The organism is Enterobacter sp. E20, from assembly GCF_000801755.2.
GTDB lineage: Bacteria > Pseudomonadota > Gammaproteobacteria > Enterobacterales > Enterobacteriaceae > Enterobacter > Enterobacter asburiae_B.
This window is the reverse complement of sequence record NZ_CP012999.1, coordinates 1,060,680-1,085,970: the sequence shown is the minus strand read 5'-3', so window position 1 is coordinate 1,085,970 and position 25,291 is coordinate 1,060,680. Positions and strand designations below refer to the sequence as shown.

Below are 25,291 nucleotides of genomic sequence, written 5' to 3'. Positions count from 1 at the left end.
AACCTGAAGCAGCACACAATGCAAGGTGATCGCATCCTGTGGTTATGCTATAACAAGCCCCTATAGATGACCCGAACGCGGGTCGACGTACCACAATAACGGAACAGGATGCAAAAATGGTTACTTTCCACACTAATCATGGCGATATCGTAATCAAAACCTTTGATGACAAAGCGCCTGAAACAGTTAAAAACTTCCTGGACTACTGCCGCGAAGGTTTCTACAACAACACCATTTTCCACCGCGTGATCAACGGTTTTATGATCCAGGGCGGCGGTTTCGAACCTGGCATGAACCAGAAAGAGACCAAAGAAGCGATTAAAAACGAAGCGAACAACGGTCTGAAAAACACCCGCGGTACGCTGGCAATGGCCCGTACTCAGGCGCCACACTCTGCCACCGCGCAGTTCTTCATCAACGTGGCGGACAACGACTTCCTGAACTTCTCCGGCGAAAGCCTGCAGGGTTGGGGCTACTGCGTATTCGCAGAAGTGGTTGAAGGGATGGACGTGGTTGACAAGATCAAAGCCGTCGCTACTGGCCGCAGCGGTATGCACCAGGACGTTCCTAAAGAAGACGTTGTGATTACAAGCGTGACCGTCAGCGAGTAATTCGTGGCGACACTCTTTATTGCGGATCTGCATCTGCAAACAGAAGAACCGGCGATAACCGCCGGTTTTCTGCGTTTTTTACGCGGTGAAGCGAAAAGCGCCGATGCGCTGTACATCCTGGGCGACCTCTTTGAAGCCTGGATTGGCGACGACGACCCTAACCCGCTGCACCGTGAAATGGCCGCCGCCATTCACGCGCTCGTGGATTCCGGCGTCCCCTGCTACTTCATTCACGGCAACCGTGATTTCCTGATCGGCAAGCGCTACGCCCGCGAAAGCGGCATGACGCTGCTGCCGGAAGAGCAGGTGCTCGACCTCTATGGCCGCAGGGTTCTGATCATGCACGGCGACACGCTCTGCACCGACGATACCGGCTACCTGGCGTTTCGCGCCAAAGTCCACACCCCGTGGATCCAAAAGGTGTTCCTTGCGCTGCCGCTGTTTATCCGTAACCGCATAGCTGCCAGAATGCGCGCGGGCAGTAAAGCCGCCAACAGCAGCAAATCAATGACCATCATGGACGTGAACCCGCAGGCCGTGGTGAGCGTGATGGAAAAGCATGGCGTTCAGTGGTTGATCCACGGTCATACCCATCGTCCTGACGTCCATTCCCTTATCGCCAACGGCGAACCGGCCCATCGCGTGGTATTAGGTGCCTGGCACACCGAAGGCTCCATGGTCAAAGTCACGCCAGAGGGCGTGGAGCTGATCGCCTTTCCGTTTTAACCCCTCGCACCATCATTCTATTTTTTTGAACAATATCGGCAAATTGTTTCGATTTTAATCAGCCCGTGGTCGGCCTATTATTTATCACATCAGGGCAATACGCCCTATCCCAGATAAAATACTTAAGGAATACGACCATGAAATCTATCAAAACTTTCGTTGCAGTTGCCGCTCTTTCCCTGGTTTCTTTCGGTTCTTTCGCTCAAAGCGTGAGCGCAACCGCCTCTACCCTTGACCGCGCAGAAGCGAAAATTGCCGCGCAGGCCGCCGAGCAGAATGCCTCTTATAAAATCACGAGCGCGAAGGTCAACAACCGCGTGTACATGACCGCAGAACTGACTAAATAAAAACCCTGATTGCCGTGCCGCCAGCGAAGACGTGCGACAGCGACAATACGATGAGGAAGGAACAGAGAATGAAAAACATCAGCATCGTAAGTACCCTGCTGCTGGCAGTCGTGGTGTCCACTGGCGCACAGGCCGCGGAGAATCGCTTCTCCGTGCCAAAATCGGGCTCGAATGCCGACACCAGCATGGTGAATCATATCGATGTCAGCCGCGCGTTCGACAACGAGAACCTGTCCGCAGGGGATCTTCAGTAACATCACATAAAAGACCGCCATCGTGCGGTCTTTTTTGTTATCGCTTTCTCGCCATAACTGCTCGCCTTTTAACCGCGCAACCGTTTTCCTTGCCCGTATAACATGCTATTCTCTGTGCCCTCGAAAGCAGTGTGTTTCGCACCACAGGAGTTTTAAGACGCATGTCTTCCCGCAATAATCCGGCGCGTGTCGCCATCGTGATGGGGTCCAAAAGCGACTGGGCTACCATGCAGTTCGCCGCCGAAATGTTTGAAATCCTGAATGTTCCGCACCACGTTGAAGTGGTCTCCGCGCACCGTACACCGGACAAACTGTTCAGCTTCGCCGAAAGCGCCGAAGAGAACGGTTATGAGGTGATCGTTGCCGGCGCGGGCGGCGCAGCACATCTGCCAGGCATGATTGCCGCTAAAACCCTGGTGCCGGTACTGGGCGTTCCGGTCCAAAGCGCCGCGTTAAGCGGTGTGGATAGCCTCTACTCCATCGTCCAGATGCCGCGCGGTATTCCTGTCGGCACGCTGGCGATTGGTAAAGCGGGTGCGGCGAACGCAGCCCTGCTGGCGGCGCAAATTCTTGCGACGCACGATAAAGCATTACACCAGCGTCTGGCGGAGTGGCGTAAAGCCCAGACCGACGAGGTGCTGGACAATCCGGACCCGCGGGGTGCGGCATGAAGCAGGTTTGCGTCCTCGGTAACGGCCAGCTAGGCCGCATGCTGCGTCAGGCCGGTGAGCCGCTGGGTATTGCCGTCTGGCCCGTCGGGCTGGACGCCGAACCGGAAGCCGTACCGTTCCACCAGAGCGTGATCACCGCCGAGATCGAACGCTGGCCGGAAACGGCCCTGACCCGCGAGCTGGCGCGTCATAACGCCTTCGTTAACCGCGACCTGTTCCCGATCATCGCCGACCGTCTGACGCAAAAGCAGCTGTTCGACAAGCTCGGTCTGCCGACCGCGCCGTGGCAGCTCCTGTCCGATAAAAGCGAGTGGAATGACGTTTTCGCGATGCTGGGCGAGCTGGCAATCGTGAAGCGCCGCGTGGGCGGTTACGACGGCCGCGGCCAGTGGCGCCTGCGTGCAGATGAAACGGCAGAACTGCCGGACGACTGCTACGGCGAGTGCATCGTTGAGCAGGGCATCAACTTCAGCGGTGAAGTGTCGCTGGTTGGCGCGCGCGGGCACGACGGGCATACCGTCTTTTATCCGCTGACGCATAACCTGCATCAGGACGGCATTCTGCGCACCAGCGTCGCCTTCCCGCACGCCAATGCTGACCAGCAGGCGCAGGCGGAAGATATGCTCTCTGCCATCATGCACGAACTCGGTTATGTCGGCGTCATGGCGATGGAGTGCTTTATCACCCCGTCCGGTCTGCTGATCAACGAACTTGCGCCGCGCGTGCACAACAGCGGCCACTGGACGCAAAACGGCGCGTCCATCAGCCAGTTCGAGCTGCACCTGCGTGCAATCACCGACCTGCCGCTGCCGCAGCCGGTGGTGAACAGCCCGTCGGTGATGATCAACCTGATCGGCACCGATCTGAACTACGACTGGCTGAAGCTGCCGCTCGTGCATCTGCACTGGTATGACAAAGAGGTCCGCGCGGGTCGTAAGGTCGGTCACCTGAACCTGAACGACAGCGACACGGGCCGTCTGAGCGCCACCCTGGAAGCGATGATCCCGCTCCTGCCGCCGGAATATGCGAGCGGTATCGTCTGGGCACAGTCAAAGCTCAAGTAAGACATCTGCGCCGGGGAGTTGATCTTCCCCTTCCCCGGCGTACAATCCCCGCCCATTGCTGCTGAGTTTTCTTCTGGAACAACCATGAACGATGGAACGGACTATCGCGCGATCCTCGCGTCTGATACCCCTTTAATCGACGTTCGCGCGCCGATCGAATTTGCCCAGGGCGCGATGCCTGCGGCGATCAACCTGCCCTTAATGAACGACGACGAGCGCGCCGCCGTCGGCACCTGCTATAAACGCCAGGGTCCCGAGGCCGCGCTGGCGCTCGGCCATCAGCTGGTAAGCGGCGAGACGCGTGAGGCACGCATCAACGCCTGGCGGGAAGCCAGCCTTGCCCATCCTGAGGGCTATCTCTGCTGCGCGCGCGGCGGCCAGCGCTCGCATATCTCGCAGGCCTGGCTGAAAGAGGCGGGCGTTGACTACCCGCTGATCCGCGGCGGCTACAAAGCCCTGCGTCAGACGGCGATTCAGGTGACCATCGAGCAGTCGCAAAAGCCGATGGTGCTGATTGGCGGCTGTACCGGAAACGGTAAAACCCTGCTGGTGAAGCAGCACGCGCAGGGTATCGATCTGGAAGGGCTGGCGCACCACCGAGGTTCGTCGTTTGGCCGCACGCTCACGCCGCAGCTTTCCCAGGCCAGCTTTGAAAACCACCTTGCGGTTGAGCTCCTGAAAAAAGACGCCGCGCGCTGGGTGCTGGAAGACGAGGGCCGGATGATTGGCTCCAACCACCTGCCGGAGTGCCTGCGCGACCGCATGGCTGAAGCCCCTATCGTTGTCGTCGAAGACCCGTTTGACGTCCGCCTTGAGCGCCTGCGCGAAGAGTATTTCGACCACATGTGGGCGGACTTTTCTGCCGCATACGGCGAGGAAGCGGGCTGGAAAGAATACAGCGAGTATCTGCACCACGGCCTGTTCGCCATTCGCCGCCGTCTGGGGCTGCAGCGGTATGCAGAATTCACCGCGCTGTTAGATTCCGCGCTGCTGGAACAGCAACGCTCCGGCAGCACAGAGGCGCACTTTAGCTGGCTTGCGCCGCTGCTGAAGGACTATTACGACCCGATGTACGGCTATCAGCTGGAGAAAAAAGCGGAGAAGATTGTGTATCGCGGGACGTACGAAGAGGTCGCTGAGTGGCTTAATCGCTAAAACAAAGCCGGGTGGCGAGGTAAAAGCAAAACGGCAACCTGGGTTGCCGTTTTTAATGTTTATTCCCTCTCCCCGTGGGAGAGGGCCAGGGTGAGGGTATCAGGCCGCACCCAACAAGACGACTTAGAAGTCGTAACGCAGACGCACCAGGTTCATGTCACCCAGGTTGTCGGTGCTGGAGGTGAACACGTGTTCGTAATCCACGCGGAAACCGTAATCCAGCTGGAAGCTGATACCCACGCCGTTGTCGATGCGCTGGTAGTTACGGCCGTTCACGTACTCAATACGGTCGCCCATGAAGTAAGGCTGGATGGATTTAACCGCGTACTGGCCGACCGGGAACTTGTAGCCCGCAAAGTATTCAATACCCCATGCATCACCCGCAAAGTAGTCGTTAACCGACACTTTTTTGGTGGTCATGAAGTTCTGGTACCAGCCGCCGCCTGCGGAGAAGGTCCAGTTGTCCGGGGTCCAGCTCAGCGCGGTACCGAGGATGTTCTGGTCGTAGGTTTTGCTGTCGCCGTTATCCGGGTTACGCATGTCCGCACGGGTGTAGTTCCACGCGGCGCCCCAGGTCAGGTCGGTGGTCAGGTGGTAATCCAGACCCAGCGAGCCGCCGCCTTTACGCTTGTAGCGCAGGCCGTTGCCCGGCAGGTATTCGCTGTCTTCAAACAGGTAGGATGCATAAATGTCGGCATCGCCCACGGTTTTCTTATATTTCAGCATATTACGTGAACGGTAAGAACCGTCGTAATCGCCTTTGATCCCGTTACCTGGTGCCTGACCGATCATGTCGTAGTCCCAGATATCGGTTTTCGCGCCCACCACATCATAGTAAACGCTGTTCTGTTGACCGAAGGTCAGCGTACCCCAGGTGTCGCTCTTCAGGCCGGTGTAGAGCATACGACGCGTCGTGTCGTGATCGCTTTCGCTGTAGTGGTTGTCCCAGTTGAACATTGCAGGGAAGTTCACGCCCAACTCGTAGTAGCTTACCCAGCTAATGTCATCAAACAGGTAGTAATCAGCCGCGAAACGGAAACGGGTGCCGCCGTCAAAGCCGTTACGCTTGTAGCTGTTTTTACCGTCGTCGCCGGTCATGTTCTGGAACTGAGGACGAATACTGCCGCCAACGGTAAAGTTCAGGCGGCTCAGCGGGTTACCCGCCTGAGGATCCTGCTTAAGAACGGTGATTTCCGCCTGAGAAGCGAAGGTAGTCAATGCCACTGCCGCGCCGATCGTTGCCGCCAGCGCTGATTTTTTTATAGTCATTATTTTTCCTTAATAGACACGCTGCTAAATATTTAGCGGGTGAATATTAACTGGAAATAATCGGGCCGTGTGGTCGGGTTTTTAATGTTTTGTGCTACTAAATGAGTGGGTATTATCACTTTGTGCTATTTAAACGCTGCGCACCGGCATTAAAACCCGGCGCGCAACTATCACCGTACTAAATCAACTCGCAAACTGACGGAACAGGGCTTTCCCCTTTAACAGCCGCGTGCCGAGCCAGCCTCCGCAAAGAGAAAGCAGTACCGCGCCGCTGAGAGGCAGGATCAGCCAGAGGCGCCAGTCAGGCTCCCACGGGAAGTCGAAGACCTTTGTCTGCAGCACCGCCAGCGCCGTTTCCGCGCCAATGGCCGCTACCAGACCCGCCACCAGCCCCAGCAGCGCAAACTCGCTCCAGAGCGTCATCCGCAGCAGCCGCTTTCCGGCCCCCAGCGTGCGGTAGACCACCAGCTCCTGATGGCGCTGGCGCATGCCCACCTGCACCTGGGCCAGCAGCAACAGCACGCCGCAGATCGTCACCAGCACCACCATCACCTCCAGCGCGCGGCTCACCTGCTCCAGAACCTGCCCTACCTGCTTCAGGATCGCGCCAATATCCAGCAGGCTGACCGTCGGAAACTCCCGGTTGAGCTGGGTCAGCATGCCGTTGCCGTTTTCCCAGCGGAAGCTGGTCAGCCAGCTCTGCGGCTGACCGTCCAGCGCGCCCGGCGGGAAGATAAAGAAGAAGTTTGGCCGCAGGCTTTCCCAGTCCACTTTACGCAGGCTGGTGACTTTCGCGGTAAAATCCTGGGTATCGCCGGTAAAGGTCACGCTGTCCCCGAGCTTCACGTTCAGCCGCGTCGCCAGCCCCTCTTCCATCGACACCTCACCCGCTTTCGGCGGCCAGGTGCCCGCGGTTAGCGGGTTGTGGTCAGGGCGTTTCTCCTGCCAGGTCAGGTTCAGCTCGCGGTTCAGCGACTCGTCCTTGTTTCCGTCCGCTGGCTGGCCGTTGATCTGCGTCAGACGCGCGCGCACGATGGGATAGAACGACTCAGGGATAATGTGATGCTCCGACAGGAAGCCCTTCAGCGGCGTGACCTGCTCAGGGGCAATGTTGATCAGGAAATAGTTCGGGCTTTCCGGGGGAAGCTGCTGCTGCCAGCGATCGAGCAGATCGCCGCGCAACACTAACAGCAGCGCCAGCAGCATAAACGACAGCGAAAACGCCGACAGCTGGCTGAGCGTTGACCACGGCTGATGCAGCAGGCGGTTGACCGCCAAGCGCACGGGCAGCGATTTCACCGTGAGCCGCTTCAGGACGTTGAGCAGTATCCAGCCCAGCACGCCGCACAGCAGCGCCAGCACAACCGCGCCGGCCAGAACCGCCCACAGCAGCGTGCTGCCCCCCATCAGCCACGCCAGCAGCCCCACCGCCACGGCAATAATCACCGGAAGGTAGAACTTCAGCGGCCAGACGTTCGCCACCACATCGTTGCGAAGCACGCGCAGCGGCTGCGTCGCGAGCAGCAGGCGGTACGGGCGTAGCCCCACCAGCAGCGAAATCACCGTCATCGCACCAATTGCCCACAGCCACGGCCAGAGGCTGGCCGGCGGCAAGGCGGCCGGGAGCACCGGCTTCAGCATCACCATCAGCAGTTTTTCAAACAGCAGCCCGATTATTCCGCCAGTAATCGCGGAGAGGACCAGCAGCATCAGCCACTGGCCGACAATCAGCTTGCGCAGCTGCGCCCTGCCCGCCCCCAGGGTTTTGAGGATCGCCACCAGGTCGTAACGGCTGCGGCAGTAGTGCCCCATCGCCACGGCAACTGCCGCCACCGCCAGCAGCAGGGTCAACAGTGCCGAAAGCAGCAGGAACTGCTGAGAACGTTCAAGAGATTTACCGAGCGCCCCTTCGTCCTGCTCCAGCCCGTACCAGCGGTGCTCCGGCTTGAGCTGCGGCAGAAGCCATTTTTCATACGCGTCAAGCTGGGCAGGCGTGCCGCCAAACTTATAGCGCCAGGTGACGCGACTGCCCGGCTGTACCGCATGGGTTGCCGCGACATCCGCGGTGTTCATCAGCAGGCGCGGCGCGAGCTGGAAGGGGTTAAAGCCGGAATCGGGCTCCTGCACCACTTCCCCGGCAATGTTGAGGGTGGCGTCGCCGACGTCGATGCTATCGCCGGGTTTCAGGTTCAGAAGCGCCATCAGACGTGATGCCAGCAGCACCGTACCGGGCTTTGGCTTCAGCCCTGGCGGGTTGGTCTGCAGTTCGCCGTACATCGGGTAGATATCATCGACGGCTTTAACGCTGGCGAGCTGCGGCGTGTCGCCCGCAAAGGTCATGGTCTGGAAGCTTATCTGCTCCCCCACCTTCAGCCCTTGTTTACGCGCCTCTGCAATCCAGCCCGACGGCACCGGGCGGGAGCTTTGCAGCGCCCGGTCACCCGCCATAAACTCCCGGCTCTGCTGGCTAAGCCCTTTTTCCATGCGGTCGCTGACGCTGCCGAGCGCCAGCACGCAGGCCACCGCCAGGCTTAGCGCCAGCCAGACGATAAGCAACGAGGGCGAGCGCCACTCGCGCCAGAACCAGCGGGTAATCATGCCTCCTCCTGAAGAATACCGTTCACCAGCCGCAGGCGACGGTCGCAGCGGGCGGCGAGCTGCGGATCGTGGGTGACGAGGATCAGCGTGGTGCCGTGCTCGCGGTTGAGCGAAAACAGCAGGTCGGCAATCCGGTCACCGGTTTTACGGTCAAGGTTACCTGTGGGCTCATCGGCAAACAGGACTTCGGGACGACCGTTAAACGCCCGCGCCAGCGCCACGCGCTGCTGCTCACCGCCGGAAAGCTGTGCGGGAAGGTGGTCGAGACGCTTGCCCAGACCGAGCTGCTCCAGCAGCGCCTTCGCGTGCGCCCGGCTTTCACGGCTGTTTTCACCGCGCAACAGCGCCGGGAGTTCGACGTTTTCCAGCGCGTTCAGGGTTGGGATCAGCATAAAGGACTGGAAGACAAAACCAACGTGACGCGCGCGCAGCGCGGCCCGCGCCTCTTCATCAAGCTGATGCAGCGGTTGCCCGACAAGGTGGACCTCGCCGCTGCTGCCGTCGTCCAGACCGGCCAAAATCGCCAGCAGCGTGGACTTGCCGGAGCCGGATTCGCCAATCAGCGCGATGGTTTCAGCGCGTTTGACAACGAGTTCAACTCCAGTAAGGATGGAAAGCTCGTGTTCCCCCTGACCGACGGACTTCTTAAGATGATGAACTTCAACACTGTTTTCCGCTGGCATTTGCCCTTCCTGTTTTTGATTCTGATGACCTTCCGCGCGGCGGCAGCGGACACGTTACTGGTTCTCGGCGACAGCCTGAGCGCAGGCTATCGCATGGCGGCCAGCGCGGCCTGGCCCGCGCTGCTCAATGACAAATGGCAGAGCAAGACGTCGGTAATTAACGCCAGCATCAGCGGCGATACCTCGCAGCAGGGCCTGTCGCGCCTGCCTGCACTGCTCAAACAGCATCAGCCGCGCTGGGTGCTGGTGGAGCTTGGCGGTAACGATGGATTGCGCGGTTTTCAGCCTCAGCAAACCGAGCATACGCTGCGCACCATTTTGCAGGATATCAAAGCGGCAAACGCCCAGCCGCTGCTGATGCAAATTCGCCTGCCCGCCAACTACGGTCGTCGGTATAATGAAGCCTTTAGCGCGATCTACCCTAAGCTTGCCAAAGAGTTTGATATTCCGCTGCTGCCATTTTTCATGGAAGAGGTCTATCTCAAACCCCAGTGGATGCAAGACGACGGGATCCACCCCAATCGCGATGCTCAGCCGTTTATTGCCGACTGGATGGCAACGCGGCTGGCTCCTTTAGTTAAACATGACTCCTGATTAAGCGGAGATCCTGACAGGTAAAGTTATGCAAAAATCGGTCTTAATTACAGGATGTTCCAGTGGAATCGGCCTGGAAAGCGCGCTCGAACTGAAGCGCCAGGGGTTTCGGGTGCTGGCGGCGTGTCGCAAACCCGACGATGTCGAACGCATGAACGGGCTGGGCTTTACCGGCGTGCTGCTGGATATGGACTCGCCGGAGAGCGTTGAACGCGCCGCCGATGAGGTGATCGCGCTGACCGACAATCGTCTCTACGGGCTCTTTAACAATGCCGGCTACGGCGTGTATGGCCCGCTGGATACACTCTCCCGCGAAACGCTGGAGAAACAGTTTTCGACCAACTTCTTCGGCGTGCATCAGCTCACCATGCGCCTGCTCCCCGCGATGCTGCCGCACGGTGAAGGGCGCATCGTGATGACATCGTCAGTGATGGGGCTGATTTCCACCCCGGGCCGCGGCGCCTACGCCGCCAGCAAATATGCGCTGGAGGCCTGGTCCGACGCCCTGCGCATGGAGCTGCGCCACAGCGGCATCAAGGTCAGCCTGATTGAGCCCGGCCCGATCCGCACCCGCTTTACCGAAAACGTGAACCAGACCCAGGCGGATAAGCCGGTCGAGAACCCCGGCATTGCCGCACGTTTTACCCTCGGGCCAGAGGCGGTGGTGGCCAAAGTGCGCCATGCTTTTGAGAGCGAACATCCTAAAATGCGCTATCCGGTGACGCTGGTCACCCATGCCGTAGGCTGGTTAAAACGCCTGCTGCCGGGCCGGATGATGGACAAAATTTTGCACGGTTGAGTTGAAGCGACGACGCTCATCCCCATGTAAAGAACAAACCGACAAAAGAGAAAGCCGCATGTCCGTACAGAATATCGTCAATATTACAGAAGCTAACCTGCAACAGACCCTTGAACAGTCGATGACCAAACCGGTCCTGTTCTACTTCTGGTCTGAACGCAGCCAACACTGCCTGCAGCTGACGCCGGTGCTGGAAAGCCTTGCCGCGCAGTACAACGGTCAGTTCATTCTCGCTAAGCTGGACTGCGACGCCGAGCCGATGGTGGCGTCTCAGTTTGGTCTGCGCGCCATCCCAACCGTCTATCTGTTCCAGAACGGCCAGCCCGTTGACGGTTTCCAGGGGCCGCAGCCGGAAGAGGCTATCCGCGCCCTGCTGGATAAAGTGCTGCCGCGTGAAGAAGAGCTGAAAGCGCAGGAAGGCATGGCGCTGATGCAGGAAGGTAAATACGACGAGGCGCTGCCGCTGCTCAAAGAGGCGTGGCAGCTGTCGAATCAGAACAGCCAGATTGGCCTGCTGCTGGCGGAAACGCAGATCGCCCTGCACCGTTCAGAAGACGCGGAAGCCGTACTCAAGACGGTTCCGCTGCAGGATCAGGACACCCGCTATCAGGGTCTGGTCGCGCAGATTGAGCTGCTGAAACAGGCGGCGGACACCCCGGAAATTCAGCAGCTGCAGCAGCAGGTTGCCGACAACCCGGCCGACGCCGCGCTGGCAAGCCAGCTGGCGCTGCAGCTGCACCAGGTGGGGCGTAACGAAGAGGCGCTGGAGCTGCTGTTCAGCCACCTGCAAAAAGACCTGGCAGCCGCAGACGGTCAGGCGCGCAAGATGTTCCAGGAAATTCTGGCCGCGCTGGGCACCGGAGACGCGCTGGCGTCGAAGTATCGTCGTCAGCTGTACGCGTTGCTCTACTAACAAAAAAATGCCCGGTGGCGCTAACGCTTACCGGGCCTGGAAAACAGGCTTAACCCGTTTTCTTTAATTGCGTCACCACCAGCTGGTGGCGCGTGTTGTAGAACTTCCGATAGGTCAGGTAGCAGGCAATGATGGTTGACAGGCTTGCCGTGGAGAGCAGCATAAACGTCACCATGATCTGATACTTAATCGCTTTGACCGGATCGATACCGGCAAAAATCAGCCCCGACATCATGCCAGGCAGGCTCACCAGCCCCACCGTTTTGGCTGAATCGACCGTGGGGATCAGCGATGAGCGAATGCTCTCACGAATCAGCCGCGCCGAGGCCACTTTAGGCGTCGCTCCCAGGCTTAATTTCTCCTGTAGCTGCTGCTGTTCACTGCTGAAGCGCTGGCCGAGATTGTTATAACAGAGCCCAACGGCCACCATGGCGTTCCCCGCAATCATCCCGGAGATAGGGATAACCTGCATCGGCGTAAAGGCAATCGAGCCGGAGAGCACCAGCACCGCCAGCGTGAGCGCCGTCCCGGTGGTAATGGCGATAAACGACGAGATAAACGCCTTATCAATGTATTTACTGCGTTTTTTTGCATTCCACGCCGCGTTGAAACAGATAAAGAGCACCATCAGCAGCGTCAGCACCGCGTGGTTGACGTTGAAAATATACTTCAGCACATAGCCGACGATGATGAGCTGAACCACCGCGCGGCAGATACTCCACACAATATCTTTTTCCAGCCCCAGCTTTTCCCGATAGCTGACTACAATCGCAATCAGCACCAGCACCATCGAAAACGCCAGTGATTCATTGGTAATGTTATGCTCACCCACGGTTAGCCTCCTGCATTTTCCCGCCGTGCGGCTGAAGCGTAATCACGTCATCAGCATGGGTTATTTCATTAGCGTCGTGCGTCACCCACAGCACGGCAATATTCTGCTCCCGGACGTAGCGATGAATAATCTCGTTAACGTTGCGCTTGTTGACGTCATCGAGCGCGCTGGTAATTTCGTCCAGCAAAAGCACCTTCGGTAAAAACTGCAGGTTGCGGATCAGCGAGACGCGCTGCTTTTCTCCGCCCGACAGCGCGGTGATGGATTTGGTTAACGTCTCCTGCGCCAGGCCAAAGCGGGCCAGATCGCTGATAAACTTTTCCGGCTCCGGCGTTTTATTGCGGATTTGCCACGGGAAAATCAGGTTGTCATAAACCGTATCGCCAAACAGCGCGGGGGTTTGCACGCAGTAGGAGACCTGCTGGCGATAGTTTTCCGGGGACAGGGTTGAGATATCCTGTCCTTCAAACAGAATGGTGCCCTCCGTCGGGCTGAGGAGTGAGGCCACAATTTTCAGCAGCGTGCTTTTACCGCAGCCTGAGGGGCCCGTGATTAATTTAAACTCGCCCGGCGACAGGCTAAACCCGACGTGCTGAAGAATAATGTTTTCTCCAACACGAAATCCGATATCCCTGAGATGTAATAGTTCTTTTTTATCGTTCATTACGCTTCCGTTAACCGCTTCGTGTAATAACCGCCTGTAGCATAATCCTTTCGTGCGCACAGAGCGAATAGCCTCACGCTAAAGCAAGTGTTAAACTTTTTGTTTGTTATTTGTCTCCACCATCACTACAGGAAGTAAGCAGCATGGCACATATCTTTTATGAGTTTCCTTCCCTGAAGCCTGGTGTTCCTGATGTCGAAACATTAATGGAAGTCATCAAATCGTCGGAACTCACGCGTTTTGTCATCGGTGCAGAGGTGGTGGATTTTGTTAAGAAGGCGCTTATCGTGAACACCACGATCGGCAGTTTCAAAAATTGCTATTTCGCCTTCGACAACGGGACACACTTCCTGGAATTTGACGGCAAGGGAAAATCCAAACGTTTCAATGAGGTACCCGACTGGTTCGTCTCTCCGGCTGAATTTTCTCGTACCCAGTGGCTTATCAACCACGATCTTGCAGATGTAAAGGCCACCCAATTCATTGACGTGCTGATGTCCTACCCGCTGAAAGAGCGCCGTGCGCACTGTAATTTGTTATTCGGGCTGGAGCTGGAAAAGGTGAATGCGGTTCCGGCCGCAGCGTCAACCGCAGGGAAAATCGGCAATAAAAACGGTAAAACGACCAAACCGCGCGTCACCGATCTGGGATCGTTTGAATTGTTCAGCCAGTTCTTTGTGCGCATGAAAACCGCCGTGCTGGCCGATGAGTTTCCCACCCTGCAGGTTCTGACGGGCATGGATAACCTGACTAAAGCGCCGCATAATTTAAAGCAGGGTATCAGAACGTGGTTCAAGGCCATCGCGGGCGACCTTCCCCCTAATAACAAGCGCGTTGAAGCGGGGAATGCCGTTCTGTTCTGCGCCCCCATTCGCGAACAGATCCAGCGTATCGAAGCGCTGGGGCTGGAGAAGTACTACCAGGGATTATCCAAAGCCATTGCCGAAGCGGGTGATGGATTCATCTCTGACTTTACCTATACTTACGAGCAATAAACACACACTTTCACTCATCACAGCATGCAAAACAGGAGGTTTTTATGCTTATCGTTGTTCCTGTCCTTATTTTCGTTGCGCTGGTTATTGTGGGCGCAGGCGTCAAAATTGTCCCTCAGGGCTATCAGTGGACCGTCGAGCGTTTCGGTCGATATACCAATACCCTCCAGCCAGGCTTAAGCCTGATTGTTCCGTTCATGGACCGGATTGGTCGCAAGATCAACATGATGGAGCAGGTACTGGACATTCCTTCTCAGGAGATCATCTCCAAGGATAACGCCAACGTCACCATTGACGCCGTCTGCTTTATTCAGGTGATTGATGCGCCGAAAGCGGCCTATGAGGTCAGCAACCTGGAGCTGGCGATCGTCAACCTGACGATGACCAACATCCGTACCGTGCTCGGCTCGATGGAGCTGGACGAAATGCTTTCCCAGCGCGACAGCATCAACACCCGCCTGCTGCACATTGTCGATGAGGCAACGAACCCGTGGGGGATCAAAGTCACCCGTATTGAGATCCGCGACGTGCGTCCGCCGGCTGAGCTGATCGCCTCCATGAACGCCCAGATGAAGGCCGAGCGAACCAAGCGTGCCTACATTCTGGAAGCCGAAGGGGTGCGTCAGGCGGAGATCCTCAAAGCGGAAGGGGAAAAACAGTCGCAGATCCTGAAAGCGGAAGGCGATCGTCAGTCCGCTTTCTTACAGGCGGAAGCGCGTGAACGTTCGGCCGAGGCGGAAGCCCGCGCCACCCAGATGGTGTCCGAGGCGATTGCCGCCGGTGATATCCAGGCCGTGAACTACTTTGTCGCGCAAAAATATACCGACGCGCTGAAACAGATCGGCTCGGCGAACAACAGCAAAGTGGTGATGATGCCGCTGGAGGCCAGCAGCCTGATGGGCTCTATCGCCGGTATTGCCGAACTGATTAAAGACAGCGGAAACGAGCGTAAAAAATGATTGAGCTGATCGCTGCACATCCTCATGCCTTCTGGCTAAGCCTCGGTGGCTTATTGCTGGCGGCGGAGATGCTGGGCGGCAACGGCTACCTGCTCTGGAGCGGTGTTGCCGCCGTCATTACGGGCCTTCTGGTCTGGATCCTTCCCCTGGACTGGGCGTGGCAGGGTGCGCTATTTGCCGTGCTCACGCTGGTAGCCGCGTGGCTGTGGTGGCGCTGGCTAAACCGGCGGGTTACCGAGCAAAAGCCGCTGGACGCGCACCTCAACCAGCGCGGACAGCAGATTGTCGGCAAGCGTTTTACGCTCGACACCGCGCTGGTAAACGGACGCGGGCACATGCGCGTGGGCGACAGCTCGTGGCCGGTAGTCGCCGACGACGACCTCAGCGCCGGCACGCGGGTTGAGGTCATTGCGGTGGAAGGCATTACCCTGCGGGTGAAGGCCTGTTAGACAGAGGCCTTACGATGACAGCAGCCGGCAAGATTATCGATAATCGGGCAGTCGGCGCTGTCATCCCCCGGACAGGATTCCGCGAGCTGCAGCAGCTGTTCGCGCATCGCCTGCAGCTCGATGATGTGGCGTTCGATCTCGGCCACTTTTTCCAGCGTGCGTTTTTTCACGTCGGCGCTGTGACGCTTCGGATCGTTAAACAGGTTCACCAGCTCGCCGCACTCTTCCAGATTAAACCCCACCTGTCTTGCCTGGCGCAGCAGCGTCAGTTCATCCAGATGCAGCTGCGTGTAGCTGCGGTAGCCGTTTTCACTGCGCAGCGGTGGCGTTACCAGCCCCTTCTCTTCATAAAAGCGGATTGCCTTGCTGGTTAAGCCGGTTTTTTTTGCCACGTCACTGATATTCACATTTCCCCCTTGACCTTCCCCTTGATGGAAGGTTTAACCTTTATAACAGTCAGTGAAAAGCACTGTATCGGTCAACAATTGACCAGATCATTATACGGGAGTTTTACTATGTCTCACACTATCGACCTGACGCTGGACGGCCTCTCCTGCGGCCACTGCGTCAAACGCGTTAAAGAAAGCCTGGAACAGCGCCCTGACGTTGAAAGCGCTGACGTGACTATCGATCATGCCGCCGTGACCGGCAGCGCCAGCGCGGATGCGCTGATTGATACCATCAAGCAGGCCGGTTACGGGGCGGAGTTAAGCCACCCAAAGGCTAAACCGCTGGCAGAGTCATCATCCCCGTCGGAAGCACTGACAGCGGCCACTCCTGAGCTTCCGGCAGCTGATGATATTGACGACAGCCAACAGCTGCTGATCAACGGCATGAGCTGCGCCAGCTGCGTCTCCCGGGTACAAAACGCCTTGCAGGCCGTACCGGGCGTCGCGCAGGCACGGGTAAACCTCGCGGAGCGCACTGCGCTGGTAATGGGCAGCGCTTCCGCCGCAGAATTAGTGCAGGCCGTTGAGAAAGCGGGCTACGGCGCAGAGGCCATCGAAGATGATGCCGAGCGCCGCGAGCGCCAGCAGGAAACGGCTATCGCCACCATGAAACGCTTCCGCTGGCAGGCGATTGTCGCCCTGCTGGTGGGTATTCCAGTGATGGTGTGGGGCATGATGGGTGACAACATGATGGTCACCGACGACAACCGCACGCTGTGGCTGGTGATTGGTCTGATTACCCTTGCGGTGATGGTGTTTGCAGGCGGGCATTTCTATACCAGCGCCTGGAAGAGCCTGAAAAACCGCACCGCGACGATGGATACGCTGGTGGCGCTCGGTACCGGCGCGGCGTGGCTCTATTCGATGAGCGTGAACGTCTGGCCGCAGTGGTTCCCGATGGAGGCGCGCCATCTCTACTATGAAGCCAGCGCGATGATTATCGGCCTGATTAACCTGGGCCACATGCTGGAAGCCCGCGCCCGTCAGCGCTCCTCGAAAGCGCTGGAAAGGTTGCTTGATTTAACCCCGCCGACGGCGCGCGTGGTCACGGATGAGGGGGAGAAAAGCGTCCCGCTGGCGGAAGTTCAGCCCGGCATGACGCTGCGCCTGACGACGGGCGATCGCGTTCCCGTTGACGGCAAGATAACCCAGGGCGAAGCCTGGCTGGATGAAGCTATGCTGACCGGCGAGCCCATTCCCCAACAGAAATCAGACGGCGACGCCGTTCATGCGGGTACGGTGGTGCAGGACGGCAGCGTGCTGTTTACCGCCAGCGCCGTCGGCAGCCACACGACGCTGTCGCGTATCATCCGCATGGTGCGCCAGGCGCAGAGCAGCAAGCCGGAAATTGGCCAGCTTGCTGACAGAATCTCGGCCATTTTTGTGCCGGTGGTGGTCGGCATTGCCCTGCTGAGCGCGGCGATCTGGTATTTCTTCGGCCCCGCACCGCAGATTGTTTACACCCTGGTGATCGCCACCACGGTGCTGATCATCGCCTGTCCTTGCGCCCTTGGCCTGGCGACGCCGATGTCGATTATCTCCGGCGTAGGCCGCGCGGCCGAATTTGGCGTACTGGTGCGGGATGCCGACGCGCTGCAGCGGGCCAGCACCCTCGACACGCTGGTGTTTGATAAAACCGGCACGCTGACCGAAGGCAAACCGCAGGTGGTGGCCGTCACTACCGCAGGCATTGCGCAAGAGGAGGCGCTGCGCCTCGCCGCCGCGCTGGAGCAAGGCTCAAGCCATCCGCTGGCGCGCGCCATTCTCGATAAAGCAAATGCTTCTGCCCTGCCGCAGGTCAGCAATTTCCGCACCCTGCGCGGGCTCGGCGTCAGCGGTGAAGCAGAAGGCCACGCGCTGCTGCTGGGCAACCAGGCATTGCTTAATGAAAACGGTATTGATACCGCCGCGCTGGAAAGCGAGCTGAAAGCGCAGGCGTCTCAGGGCGCTACGCCGGTTCTGCTGGCGGTGGATGGCAAAGCCGCCGCGCTGCTGGCCGTGCGCGATCCGCTTCGCCAGGACAGCGTGGACGCCCTGCAGCGTCTGCACCGTGCCGGCTATCGTCTGGTGATGCTGACCGGGGACAATCCGACAACGGCCAACGCCATCGCGAAAGAAGCCGGAATTGATGAGGTCATTGCAGGCGTACTGCCGGACGGTAAAGCGGACGCCATCAAGAAACTGCAAAGTCAGGGCCGTCAGGTGGCGATGGTTGGCGACGGCATCAACGATGCCCCGGCGCTGGCCCAGGCGGACGTCGGGATTGCCATGGGCGGCGGGAGCGATGTCGCCATCGAAACCGCTGCCATTACGCTGATGCGCCATAGCCTGATGGGCGTTGCCGACGCGCTGGCCATTTCAAAAGCCACGCTGCGCAACATGAAGCAGAACTTACTGGGAGCGTTCGTCTATAACACCCTCGGTATCCCAATCGCGGCCGGTATTCTGTGGCCGCTGACCGGCACGCTGCTTAACCCGGTGGTCGCGGGTGCGGCGATGGCGCTCTCCTCCATTACCGTGGTGAGCAACGCCAACCGGCTGCTGCGCTTTAAACCGAAGGATTGAACCTTGTACCCGTACGCGCTAGCATGAACCTTTCCATTCATGGAGCGCGTATGGGTCTGTTTAATCGTATAAAAGCATCGTTTCGCGCCCTCTTTCCTCGCCGTTATGCCTGGCCCGGTCTGGATATCTCTCTCCCCGGCGGGCAGCACCTGCACCTGGTCGGCAGCATTCATATGGGTACGCAGGATATGTCTCCCTTGCCACCCGGGCTGATTAAACTGCTGAAACGCGCCGACGCGCTGGTCGTTGAGGCGGACATTTCGGGTCAGGAGTCGCCGTTTGCCGGGCTGGAAAGCGATCTCACTCTGGCGGAACGTCTGGATGATCCCCGGCTTGCCGAACTGACGCGCGTCGCGGATGAAACCGGCGTGTCGCTCTCCATGATTGACACCCTGCCGCTCTGGCAAATTGCGATGGTGCTGCAGGCTACGCAGGCGCAGCGTCTGGGACTGCGCGGTGACTACGGCATTGATTACCAGCTGCTGAACGCGGCAAGGGCGCGCAGCCTGCCCGTCATCGAGCTGGAAGGGACGGACAGCCAGATTGCGCTTCTGCGCCAGCTTCCCGACGACGGCCTGATGCTGCTGGATGATACGTTGACCCACTGGCACACCAACGCGCGCCTGCTGCAGACCATGATTGGCTGGTGGCTGGACGCGCCGCCTGAGGACGGTAAGCTGGCGTTACCGTCGACGTTCAGCGAATCGCTGTATGATGTGCTGATGAATGCGCGCAACAAAGCCTGGCGGCAGACGCTGCATGCTTTGCCCGCGGGGCATTACGTGGTGGCGGTTGGGGCGTTACATTTGTACGGAGAAGGGAATTTGCCGTCACTGTTGAAATAAAAAAATGGCCAATATTTCTATTGGCCCGTCAAAGAGGAATTTCATCGTTTTTATTATGCCGAAGGAGACCTTCGGTTGAGCCGATTGTCGCTCAAAGTGACCATCACTGCCAATACTATTGCGCAAGATGGTGCTATTTTTTAGACAAACGTCAGGCGTATGCTGATGGCATGATTTGTCTGTCGTAAGAAGGATAGCTATGACTCCCGCCGTTAAATTACTCGAAAAAAACAACATTTCTTTCCGGATCCACACTTACGATCACGATCCGAATGAGACTAACTTTGGTGATGAAGTGGTGCGCAAGCTGGGGCTGAATGCTGACCAGGTTTATAAAACGCTGCTGGTGGCGGTGAATGGCGATATGAAACACCTCGCCGTCGCGGTTACCCCTGTGGCGGGACAGCTTGATCTGAAGAAAGTCGCCAAAGCCCTGGGGGCGAAGAAGGTGGATATGGCGGATCCGATGGTGGCGCAACGCACCACGGGCTATCTGGTGGGCGGGATCAGTCCGCTCGGGCAGAAAAAACGCCTGCCGACGCTGATTGATGCCCCTTCGCAGGAGTTTGAAACCATCTTTATATCCGGCGGCAAACGCGGGCTGGATATCGAGCTGGCGGCGGGCGACCTGGCGAAAATGCTGGACGCGAAGTTTGCGGATATTGCGCGCCGGGATTGAGAAAATTGCCCGGTGGCGGCTGCGAGGTAAAAGCAAAACGGTAACAGGCGTTACCGTTTTTTGTGTTAGCGCCCTCTCCCGGTGGGAGAGGGTTGGGGTGAGGGCATCAGGCCGCACACCACTACTGCCAGCTCACCTCACCTTTCGGCTCGTAGGCATTCACGTCAATCGGCGAATTCTGCTCGATAAACTGCTTCAGCACTTCCGCATCGATAAAGCCGGTATTCACGTATCCCGGTTTGTTATCAATATGCGGATAGCCGTCGCCGCCGGTGGCGTTAAAGCTTAACGTCGCCAGACGGTACGTTTTGGCCGGATCAACCGGTTCGCCTTTGATCTTCAGGTCGTTAAGCTTGCCGTCTTTCGCCACAAAGCTGACGTTGGCAAACTGCGGATAGGCCCCGGAATCCGGCTTCATCTGCGCCACGGCGGTCAGGTAGTCAATCACCTCTTTCCCGCTCATATCGGCATAAACCACCACGTTGCCGAACGGCTGCACCTTCAGGACGTCTTTATAGGTAATGTTTCCGCCCTCGATGGAATCACGAATACCGCCGCCGCTCATCACGCCGAAGTCAGCGCCGGTGCGCGCCATTTGCGCCGCCAGCACCAGGTGGCCCATGTTGGTCTGCACGAAGCGAACTTTACTGCGGTCCCCCTCCAGACGACCGTTCAGCGTGCCGATTTTCACGTCCAGCTGCGCCTTGCCTTTGTTCTGGAACGGCGTCAGCAGGGAGAGCATCTGCTGGTTTTCAGCGATCTCCGGCGTGTAGAGTACACGCTCGCTTTTCCCGTCCGGGTAGGTGACTTTCTTCTTCAGGTTGACCGGGATGAGCTGATAGTGAACCAGCTTCATCTCGCCGTTACGGAACTCGAAATCCGCCCGGCCCACGTATTTGCCCCACTCGTGCGCCTGAACTATCCAGATACCGTTCTGACGGTCCGGCGCGCACGGCGTGCCCGGCACGTAGTCCACCTGCTTTTTGTTCTCGGATGCCATACACACCGGATCCTGTGAGTGACCGCCCACAATCATTGCCAGAGAGCCCGCGGGCAGGCTGCGCGCCATTTCCACGTCGCCGGGCGCGTTAGAGCCGTGCTCGCCGTTGTCGTAGTGCCCCATGTGCGTGGTGGCGATAATCACGTCCGGCTTCTCGTTTTGCTGCAGCTCCTGAATCACCAGCTTCGCTTCGTCTGCCGGTTTGCGGAATTCGATATCGGTAAAGAACTCGGGGTTGCCAATTTTCGCCGTGTCGTCAGTGGTTAAGCCGATGACCGCAATCTTCAGTTCCTGGCGCTTAAACAGCGCCCACGGCTTAAACAGGCGTTCGCCGGTGCTTTTCTGGTAAATATTGGCGGAGAGGAAGGGAAATTTGGCCCATTTTTCCTGCTGACGCAGCACGGTCAGCGGATTATCGAACTCGTGGTTACCCACGGCCATCGCGTCGTAGCCAATCAGGTTCATGCCGCGAAAATCAGGTTCCGCGTCCTGTAAATCGGATTCCGGCACGCCGGTATTGATATCACCACCCGACAGCAGCAGCACGCTGCCGCCCTGGGCAGCCACCTCTTTACGAATGCCGTCCACCAGCGTTTTTTGTGCCGACAGGCCATATTCGCCGTATTCGCTGCGCCAGAAATGACCGTGGTGATCGTTGGTATGCAGAATGGTGATTTTATAGGTTTTGTCTTTTTCATACGCCTGCGCGGGCAGGCTTACCAGGCCCCATGCGGCGATGAGCGCCAGCGCGACGCCCCGCTTCATAAACTTCATCTTCTCTCTCCCTGACCAATAGACAAAGGCAAAAATTACAGTGACTAACAAGAATAGACAAATAAGTTTTCAGAATTGCGACTTTCTTCAAATGTCCCGGACGGGTATGTTAGTCGGATAATAATTACACCCTGCATCTCTAATAACGAAAAACGTGGTACTTCTCTCTATGGCAATCAGTGAATCAACCCAGCCCGTTCCGGGCGCGCCGGCGTCGCGCACCTCCTTTAAAGTCTTAGGCGCAATCAGTCTCTCGCACCTGCTCAACGACATGATCCAGTCGTTGATTCTGGCCATTTATCCGCTGCTGCAGTCCGAGTTTTCGTTAACGTTCGTGCAGATCGGGATGATCACCCTGACCTTCCAGCTGGCTTCCTCACTGCTGCAGCCGGTGGTGGGCTACTGGACGGATAAATACCCGATGCCGTGGTCGCTGCCGATCGGCATGTGCTTTACCTTAAGCGGGCTGGTGCTGCTGGCCATGGCGGGGAGTTTTGAAGCGGTGTTGGTTGCCGCCGCGCTGGTGGGCACCGGATCGTCCGTCTTCCATCCGGAGTCCTCGCGCGTGGCGCGTATGGCTTCAGGGGGCCGTCACGGTCTGGCGCAGTCTCTCTTCCAGGTGGGCGGTAACTTTGGTAGCTCTCTCGGCCCGCTGCTGGCCGCGGTGATTATTGCCCCTTACGGTAAAGGCAACGTGGCCTGGTTTGTGCTGGCCGCACTGCTAGCCATTATCGTGCTGGCGCAGATCAGCCGCTGGTATGCCGCTCAGCATCGCGTGAATAAAGGGAAACCTAAAGCGAAGGTTATCAATCCCCTTCCGCGCAACAAGGTTATCCTGGCGGTTTCCGTGCTGCTGGTACTGATCTTCTCGAAATACTTCTATATGGCGAGCATCAGCAGCTATTACACCTTTTATCTGATGCAAAAATTCGGATTATCGGTACAGAATGCGCAGTTCCACCTGTTTGCCTTCCTGTTCGCCGTCGCGGCCGGTACGGTCATTGGCGGGCCTGTGGGGGATAAGATTGGGCGTAAATATGTCATTTGGGGCTCTATCCTCGGCGTGGCGCCGTTTACCCTTATTTTGCCGTACGCCAGCCTTGAATGGACGGGGATTTTAACCGTGATCATTGGTTTTATTCTCGCATCCGCGTTTTCCGCCATTCTGGTCTATGCCCAGGAGCTGCTGCCTGGCCGTATCGGTATGGTTTCCGGGCTCTTTTTCGGTTTCGCCTTCGGCATGGGCGGGCTTGGCGCGGCGGTGTTGGGGATGGTGGCGGATCACACCAGCATCTTCCTGGTTTATAAAATCTGCGCTTTCCTGCCACTTCTTGGGATGTTGACCATATTCCTGCCTGATAACCGTCATAAAGCGTAAATTACGGGTAGCCAAAGTTTTACTTTGGCTACCTGATACCCTGATGCCATAAGGGTTTCTTCTTCTTACCCTCGCTGAATTTATCAAAATGCGCTTTTTTACGTGCATATTGCTGTTTTATTCAAACTTCAACAATAATTCATAAACATAAGGGTAAAAATTGTCATAAACTATTACTCGGTTTTTTGGTTTTCGCCAAAAAGGAACACCCACAACGAAAGGAGACGGAATGCACCACGCCACACCGCTTATCACCACCATTGTTGGTGGACTTGTGCTCGCATTTATCCTCGGCATGATTGCCAATAAGCTGCGTATTTCTCCTCTTGTCGGCTATCTGTTAGCGGGTGTACTGGCGGGACCCTTTACGCCAGGCTTCGTGGCGGATACCAAGCTGGCCCCTGAGCTGGCGGAATTGGGCGTGATTCTGCTGATGTTTGGCGTCGGCCTGCACTTCTCCCTGAAGGATCTGATGGCGGTAAAGTCGATCGCCATACCGGGAGCGATCGCCCAGATTGGGGTGGCGACGCTGCTGGGGATGGCGCTTTCGGCGGTGCTGGGCTGGTCGTTAATGACCGGTATCGTATTTGGGCTGTGTCTCTCAACCGCCAGTACCGTGGTGCTGCTGCGCGCGCTTGAAGAGAGACAGCTGATAGACAGCCAGCGCGGGCAAATCGCGATAGGCTGGCTGATTGTTGAAGACCTGGTCATGGTCCTGACGCTGGTACTGCTGCCTGCCGTCGCCGGGATGATGGAAAAAGACAACGTAGGTTTTGCCTCGCTGGCGCTGGATATGGGCATCACCATCGGTAAGGTGGTGGCGTTTATCGCCATCATGATGCTGGTGGGACGCCGTCTGGTGCCGTGGATCATGTCCCGCAGCGCGGCAACCGGCTCCCGCGAGCTGTTCACCCTCTCCGTGCTGGCGCTGGCGCTGGGTATCGCTTTTGGTGCCGTAGAGCTGTTTGATGTCTCCTTTGCCCTGGGCGCGTTCTTCGCCGGGATGGTGCTGAACGAGTCCGAGCTGAGCCACCGCGCGGCGCATGACACTCTGCCGCTGCGCGATGCCTTCGCCGTGCTGTTCTTCGTCTCCGTCGGGATGCTGTTTGACCCGATGGTCCTGATTCACCAGCCGCTGGCCGTGCTGGGCACGCTGGCGATCATCATCTTTGGTAAGTCGCTTGCCGCCTTCTTCCTGGTGAGAATGTTCGGCCACTCCCCGCGCACGGCGTTGACCATCGCCGCCAGCCTGGCGCAGATCGGTGAGTTCGCCTTTATTCTGGCCGGTCTGGGCATGGCCCTGAACCTGCTGCCGCAGGCGGGGCAAAACCTGGTGCTGGCGGGGGCGATCCTGTCGATTATGCTGAACCCGGTGCTGTTTGCCCTGCTGGAAAAATACCTCGATAAAACCGAAACGCTGGAAGAACAGACGCTCGAAGAGGCCATCGAAGAAGAGAAGCAGATCCCGGTGGATATTTGCAATCACGCCCTGCTGGTCGGCTTTGGCCGCGTGGGCAGCCTGCTCGGTGAGAAGCTGATGGCGCAGGGCATTCCGCTGGTGGTGATTGAGACCTCACGCACCCGCGTCGACGAGCTGCGCGAGCGCGGCATTCGTGCGGTACTGGGCAATGCGGCAAACGAAGAGATCATGAATCTGGCGCACCTGGACTGTGCGCGCTGGCTGCTGCTGACCATCCCGAACGGCTATGAAGCGGGCGAGATTGTGGCCTCCGCGCGCGAGAAGTGCCCAACGATTGAGATTATCGCCCGGGCGCACTATGACGACGAGGTCGAGTACATTACCGAACGCGGTGCGAATAAGGTGGTGATGGGCGAGCGCGAGATTGCGAATACGATGCTGACGCTGCTGGAGAATCCGCCGGTTGAAGAAGGGGTGACGGGGTAAGTTTGGTGCGGCCTGGTCCCCTCACCCCGGCCCTCTCCCCATAGGGGCGAGGGAGAAAAGACGGCTTCGTGCTATCCCCTCTCCCCTATGGGGAGAGGGTTAGGGTGAGGGG

Annotated in this window: 25 protein-coding genes; 18 read left to right on the top strand and 7 right to left on the bottom strand. The window is 58.0% G+C overall.

Features of this window, described 5'->3' with window-relative positions:
- The first annotated feature begins 116 nt into the window (after positions 1-116).
- The 7 genes from ppiB to mnmH all read left to right on the top strand — a co-directional run bounded on the left by ppiB (position 117) and on the right by mnmH (position 4,828).
- Complete coding sequence (ppiB, locus tag NI40_RS05035; protein ID WP_023310635.1) at positions 117-611, top strand: peptidylprolyl isomerase B; 495 nt, start codon at positions 117-119, stop codon at positions 609-611.
- Between the two features lie 3 nt (positions 612-614).
- Positions 615-1,337, top strand: coding sequence for a UDP-2,3-diacylglucosamine diphosphatase (gene lpxH, locus NI40_RS05030; protein ID WP_039263987.1), 723 nt, complete (start codon positions 615-617; stop codon positions 1,335-1,337).
- A gap of 137 nt (positions 1,338-1,474) precedes the next feature.
- On the top strand, positions 1,475-1,684 hold the full coding sequence (locus NI40_RS05025) for a YdgH/BhsA/McbA-like domain containing protein (protein ID WP_023310633.1): 210 nt from the start codon (positions 1,475-1,477) through the stop codon (positions 1,682-1,684).
- A 68-nt stretch (positions 1,685-1,752) separates the two neighbouring features.
- Positions 1,753-1,938: a hypothetical protein gene (locus NI40_RS05020; protein ID WP_029741050.1), complete on the top strand. Its 186-nt coding sequence runs from the start codon at positions 1,753-1,755 to the stop codon at positions 1,936-1,938.
- A 161-nt stretch (positions 1,939-2,099) separates the two neighbouring features.
- On the top strand, positions 2,100-2,609 hold the full coding sequence (gene purE, locus NI40_RS05015; RefSeq protein ID WP_039263986.1) for a 5-(carboxyamino)imidazole ribonucleotide mutase: 510 nt from the start codon (positions 2,100-2,102) through the stop codon (positions 2,607-2,609).
- The gene (purK, locus tag NI40_RS05010; RefSeq protein ID WP_039263985.1) at positions 2,606-3,673 is read left to right on the top strand and encodes a 5-(carboxyamino)imidazole ribonucleotide synthase; all 1,068 of its coding nucleotides are present in this window, start codon (positions 2,606-2,608) and stop codon (positions 3,671-3,673) included. The genes purE and purK overlap by 4 nt, the downstream gene beginning before the upstream one ends.
- A gap of 84 nt (positions 3,674-3,757) precedes the next feature.
- A complete protein-coding gene (gene mnmH, locus NI40_RS05005) occupies positions 3,758-4,828 on the top strand; it encodes a tRNA 2-selenouridine(34) synthase MnmH (RefSeq protein WP_039263984.1) in 1,071 nt (356 codons plus the stop codon).
- 123 nt (positions 4,829-4,951) lie between these two features.
- Here the strand turns inward: mnmH and NI40_RS05000 are convergent, their stop codons facing one another.
- The 3 genes from NI40_RS05000 to ybbA all read right to left on the bottom strand — a co-directional run bounded on the left by NI40_RS05000 (position 4,952) and on the right by ybbA (position 9,378).
- Entirely contained in the window at positions 4,952-6,097 is a 1,146-nt protein-coding gene (locus tag NI40_RS05000; RefSeq protein WP_039263983.1) for a porin, read from the bottom strand.
- Positions 6,098-6,280: 183 nt separating this feature from the next.
- Positions 6,281-8,695 carry a putative ABC transporter permease subunit YbbP gene (gene ybbP, locus NI40_RS04995; RefSeq protein ID WP_039263982.1) on the bottom strand — a complete coding sequence of 805 codons (2,415 nt, stop codon included), beginning with the start codon at positions 8,693-8,695 and terminating at the stop codon, positions 6,281-6,283.
- On the bottom strand, positions 8,692-9,378 hold the full coding sequence (gene ybbA / locus NI40_RS04990; protein WP_023617272.1) for a putative ABC transporter ATP-binding protein YbbA: 687 nt from the start codon (positions 9,376-9,378) through the stop codon (positions 8,692-8,694). The genes ybbP and ybbA overlap by 4 nt, the downstream gene beginning before the upstream one ends.
- On the opposite strand from ybbA, the gene tesA reads away from it, so the two are divergent.
- Genes tesA through NI40_RS04975 form a run of 3 tightly spaced genes read left to right on the top strand, consistent with a single transcriptional unit; the run spans position 9,349 to position 11,684 of the window.
- Positions 9,349-9,972 (top strand): multifunctional acyl-CoA thioesterase I/protease I/lysophospholipase L1, encoded by a 624-nt coding sequence (gene tesA, locus NI40_RS04985; RefSeq protein WP_039263981.1) that lies wholly within the window; start codon positions 9,349-9,351, stop codon positions 9,970-9,972. The genes ybbA and tesA overlap by 30 nt on opposite strands.
- A 28-nt stretch (positions 9,973-10,000) precedes the next feature.
- The gene (locus tag NI40_RS04980; protein ID WP_014882827.1) at positions 10,001-10,771 is read left to right on the top strand and encodes an SDR family oxidoreductase; all 771 of its coding nucleotides are present in this window, start codon (positions 10,001-10,003) and stop codon (positions 10,769-10,771) included.
- 58 nt (positions 10,772-10,829) lie between these two features.
- Entirely contained in the window at positions 10,830-11,684 is an 855-nt protein-coding gene (locus NI40_RS04975) for a co-chaperone YbbN (RefSeq protein WP_023310624.1), read from the top strand.
- A gap of 49 nt (positions 11,685-11,733) precedes the next feature.
- On the opposite strand, the gene fetB is transcribed toward NI40_RS04975, so the two are convergent.
- The gene (fetB, locus tag NI40_RS04970; RefSeq protein WP_039263980.1) at positions 11,734-12,516 is read right to left on the bottom strand and encodes an iron efflux ABC transporter permease subunit FetB; all 783 of its coding nucleotides are present in this window, start codon (positions 12,514-12,516) and stop codon (positions 11,734-11,736) included.
- Positions 12,509-13,180, bottom strand: a complete 672-nt coding sequence (fetA, locus tag NI40_RS04965; protein WP_033144809.1) for an iron efflux ABC transporter ATP-binding subunit FetA — start codon at positions 13,178-13,180, stop codon at positions 12,509-12,511. Before fetA ends, fetB begins: the two co-directional genes overlap by 8 nt.
- A 143-nt stretch (positions 13,181-13,323) precedes the next feature.
- Between fetA and NI40_RS04960 the strand changes: the two genes are divergently transcribed.
- The 3 genes from NI40_RS04960 to NI40_RS04950 are packed head-to-tail and all read left to right on the top strand — an operon-like array spanning position 13,324 to position 15,583.
- The gene (locus tag NI40_RS04960; protein WP_039263979.1) at positions 13,324-14,175 is read left to right on the top strand and encodes a hypothetical protein; all 852 of its coding nucleotides are present in this window, start codon (positions 13,324-13,326) and stop codon (positions 14,173-14,175) included.
- A 44-nt stretch (positions 14,176-14,219) separates the two neighbouring features.
- A complete protein-coding gene (locus NI40_RS04955; protein WP_023310620.1) occupies positions 14,220-15,134 on the top strand; it encodes an SPFH domain-containing protein in 915 nt (304 codons plus the stop codon).
- The gene (locus tag NI40_RS04950; RefSeq protein WP_039263977.1) at positions 15,131-15,583 is read left to right on the top strand and encodes an NfeD family protein; all 453 of its coding nucleotides are present in this window, start codon (positions 15,131-15,133) and stop codon (positions 15,581-15,583) included. The genes NI40_RS04955 and NI40_RS04950 overlap by 4 nt, the downstream gene beginning before the upstream one ends.
- On the opposite strand, the gene cueR is transcribed toward NI40_RS04950, so the two are convergent.
- Complete coding sequence (cueR, locus tag NI40_RS04945; protein WP_039263976.1) at positions 15,580-15,990, bottom strand: Cu(I)-responsive transcriptional regulator; 411 nt, start codon at positions 15,988-15,990, stop codon at positions 15,580-15,582. The two genes, NI40_RS04950 and cueR, sit on opposite strands and share 4 nt — an antisense overlap.
- Before the next feature lie 108 nt (positions 15,991-16,098).
- On the opposite strand from cueR, the gene copA reads away from it, so the two are divergent.
- The 3 genes from copA to ybaK all read left to right on the top strand — a co-directional run bounded on the left by copA (position 16,099) and on the right by ybaK (position 20,121).
- Complete coding sequence (gene copA / locus NI40_RS04940) at positions 16,099-18,597, top strand: copper-exporting P-type ATPase CopA (RefSeq protein ID WP_039263975.1); 2,499 nt, start codon at positions 16,099-16,101, stop codon at positions 18,595-18,597.
- A 50-nt stretch (positions 18,598-18,647) separates the two neighbouring features.
- Positions 18,648-19,442, top strand: a complete 795-nt coding sequence (locus NI40_RS04935; protein WP_039263973.1) for a TraB/GumN family protein — start codon at positions 18,648-18,650, stop codon at positions 19,440-19,442.
- A 199-nt stretch (positions 19,443-19,641) separates the two neighbouring features.
- Positions 19,642-20,121 carry a Cys-tRNA(Pro)/Cys-tRNA(Cys) deacylase YbaK gene (gene ybaK / locus NI40_RS04930; RefSeq protein ID WP_023310615.1) on the top strand — a complete coding sequence of 160 codons (480 nt, stop codon included), beginning with the start codon at positions 19,642-19,644 and terminating at the stop codon, positions 20,119-20,121.
- Positions 20,122-20,242: 121 nt separating this feature from the next.
- Here the strand turns inward: ybaK and ushA are convergent, their stop codons facing one another.
- Positions 20,243-21,895, bottom strand: a complete 1,653-nt coding sequence (gene ushA, locus NI40_RS04925) for a bifunctional UDP-sugar hydrolase/5'-nucleotidase UshA (protein WP_039263972.1) — start codon at positions 21,893-21,895, stop codon at positions 20,243-20,245.
- Between the two features lie 169 nt (positions 21,896-22,064).
- On the opposite strand from ushA, the gene NI40_RS04920 reads away from it, so the two are divergent.
- Both NI40_RS04920 and ybaL read left to right on the top strand, forming a co-directional pair.
- Positions 22,065-23,273, top strand: coding sequence for an MFS transporter (locus tag NI40_RS04920; protein ID WP_039263970.1), 1,209 nt, complete (start codon positions 22,065-22,067; stop codon positions 23,271-23,273).
- Between the two features lie 229 nt (positions 23,274-23,502).
- Positions 23,503-25,179: a YbaL family putative K(+) efflux transporter gene (gene ybaL, locus NI40_RS04915; RefSeq protein WP_039263969.1), complete on the top strand. Its 1,677-nt coding sequence runs from the start codon at positions 23,503-23,505 to the stop codon at positions 25,177-25,179.
- Positions 25,180-25,291: the final 112 nt, after the last annotated feature.

Coding starts and splice junctions, on each gene's coding strand:
- ppiB (WP_023310635.1), top strand. CDS start 117: ATGGTTACTTTCCACACTAATCATGGCGATATCGTAATCAAAACCTTT.
- NI40_RS05025 (WP_023310633.1), top strand. CDS start 1,475: ATGAAATCTATCAAAACTTTCGTTGCAGTTGCCGCTCTTTCCCTGGTT.
- NI40_RS05020 (WP_029741050.1), top strand. CDS start 1,753: ATGAAAAACATCAGCATCGTAAGTACCCTGCTGCTGGCAGTCGTGGTG.
- purE (WP_039263986.1), top strand. CDS start 2,100: ATGTCTTCCCGCAATAATCCGGCGCGTGTCGCCATCGTGATGGGGTCC.
- purK (WP_039263985.1), top strand. CDS start 2,606: ATGAAGCAGGTTTGCGTCCTCGGTAACGGCCAGCTAGGCCGCATGCTG.
- mnmH (WP_039263984.1), top strand. CDS start 3,758: ATGAACGATGGAACGGACTATCGCGCGATCCTCGCGTCTGATACCCCT.
- NI40_RS05000 (WP_039263983.1), bottom strand. CDS start 6,097: ATGACTATAAAAAAATCAGCGCTGGCGGCAACGATCGGCGCGGCAGTG.
- ybbP (WP_039263982.1), bottom strand. CDS start 8,695: ATGATTACCCGCTGGTTCTGGCGCGAGTGGCGCTCGCCCTCGTTGCTT.
- tesA (WP_039263981.1), top strand. CDS start 9,349: ATGAACTTCAACACTGTTTTCCGCTGGCATTTGCCCTTCCTGTTTTTG.
- ybbA (WP_023617272.1), bottom strand. CDS start 9,378: ATGCCAGCGGAAAACAGTGTTGAAGTTCATCATCTTAAGAAGTCCGTC.
- NI40_RS04980 (WP_014882827.1), top strand. CDS start 10,001: ATGCAAAAATCGGTCTTAATTACAGGATGTTCCAGTGGAATCGGCCTG.
- NI40_RS04975 (WP_023310624.1), top strand. CDS start 10,830: ATGTCCGTACAGAATATCGTCAATATTACAGAAGCTAACCTGCAACAG.
- fetA (WP_033144809.1), bottom strand. CDS start 13,180: ATGAACGATAAAAAAGAACTATTACATCTCAGGGATATCGGATTTCGT.
- NI40_RS04960 (WP_039263979.1), top strand. CDS start 13,324: ATGGCACATATCTTTTATGAGTTTCCTTCCCTGAAGCCTGGTGTTCCT.
- NI40_RS04955 (WP_023310620.1), top strand. CDS start 14,220: ATGCTTATCGTTGTTCCTGTCCTTATTTTCGTTGCGCTGGTTATTGTG.
- NI40_RS04950 (WP_039263977.1), top strand. CDS start 15,131: ATGATTGAGCTGATCGCTGCACATCCTCATGCCTTCTGGCTAAGCCTC.
- copA (WP_039263975.1), top strand. CDS start 16,099: ATGTCTCACACTATCGACCTGACGCTGGACGGCCTCTCCTGCGGCCAC.
- NI40_RS04935 (WP_039263973.1), top strand. CDS start 18,648: ATGGGTCTGTTTAATCGTATAAAAGCATCGTTTCGCGCCCTCTTTCCT.
- ybaK (WP_023310615.1), top strand. CDS start 19,642: ATGACTCCCGCCGTTAAATTACTCGAAAAAAACAACATTTCTTTCCGG.
- ushA (WP_039263972.1), bottom strand. CDS start 21,895: ATGAAGTTTATGAAGCGGGGCGTCGCGCTGGCGCTCATCGCCGCATGG.
- NI40_RS04920 (WP_039263970.1), top strand. CDS start 22,065: ATGGCAATCAGTGAATCAACCCAGCCCGTTCCGGGCGCGCCGGCGTCG.
- ybaL (WP_039263969.1), top strand. CDS start 23,503: ATGCACCACGCCACACCGCTTATCACCACCATTGTTGGTGGACTTGTG.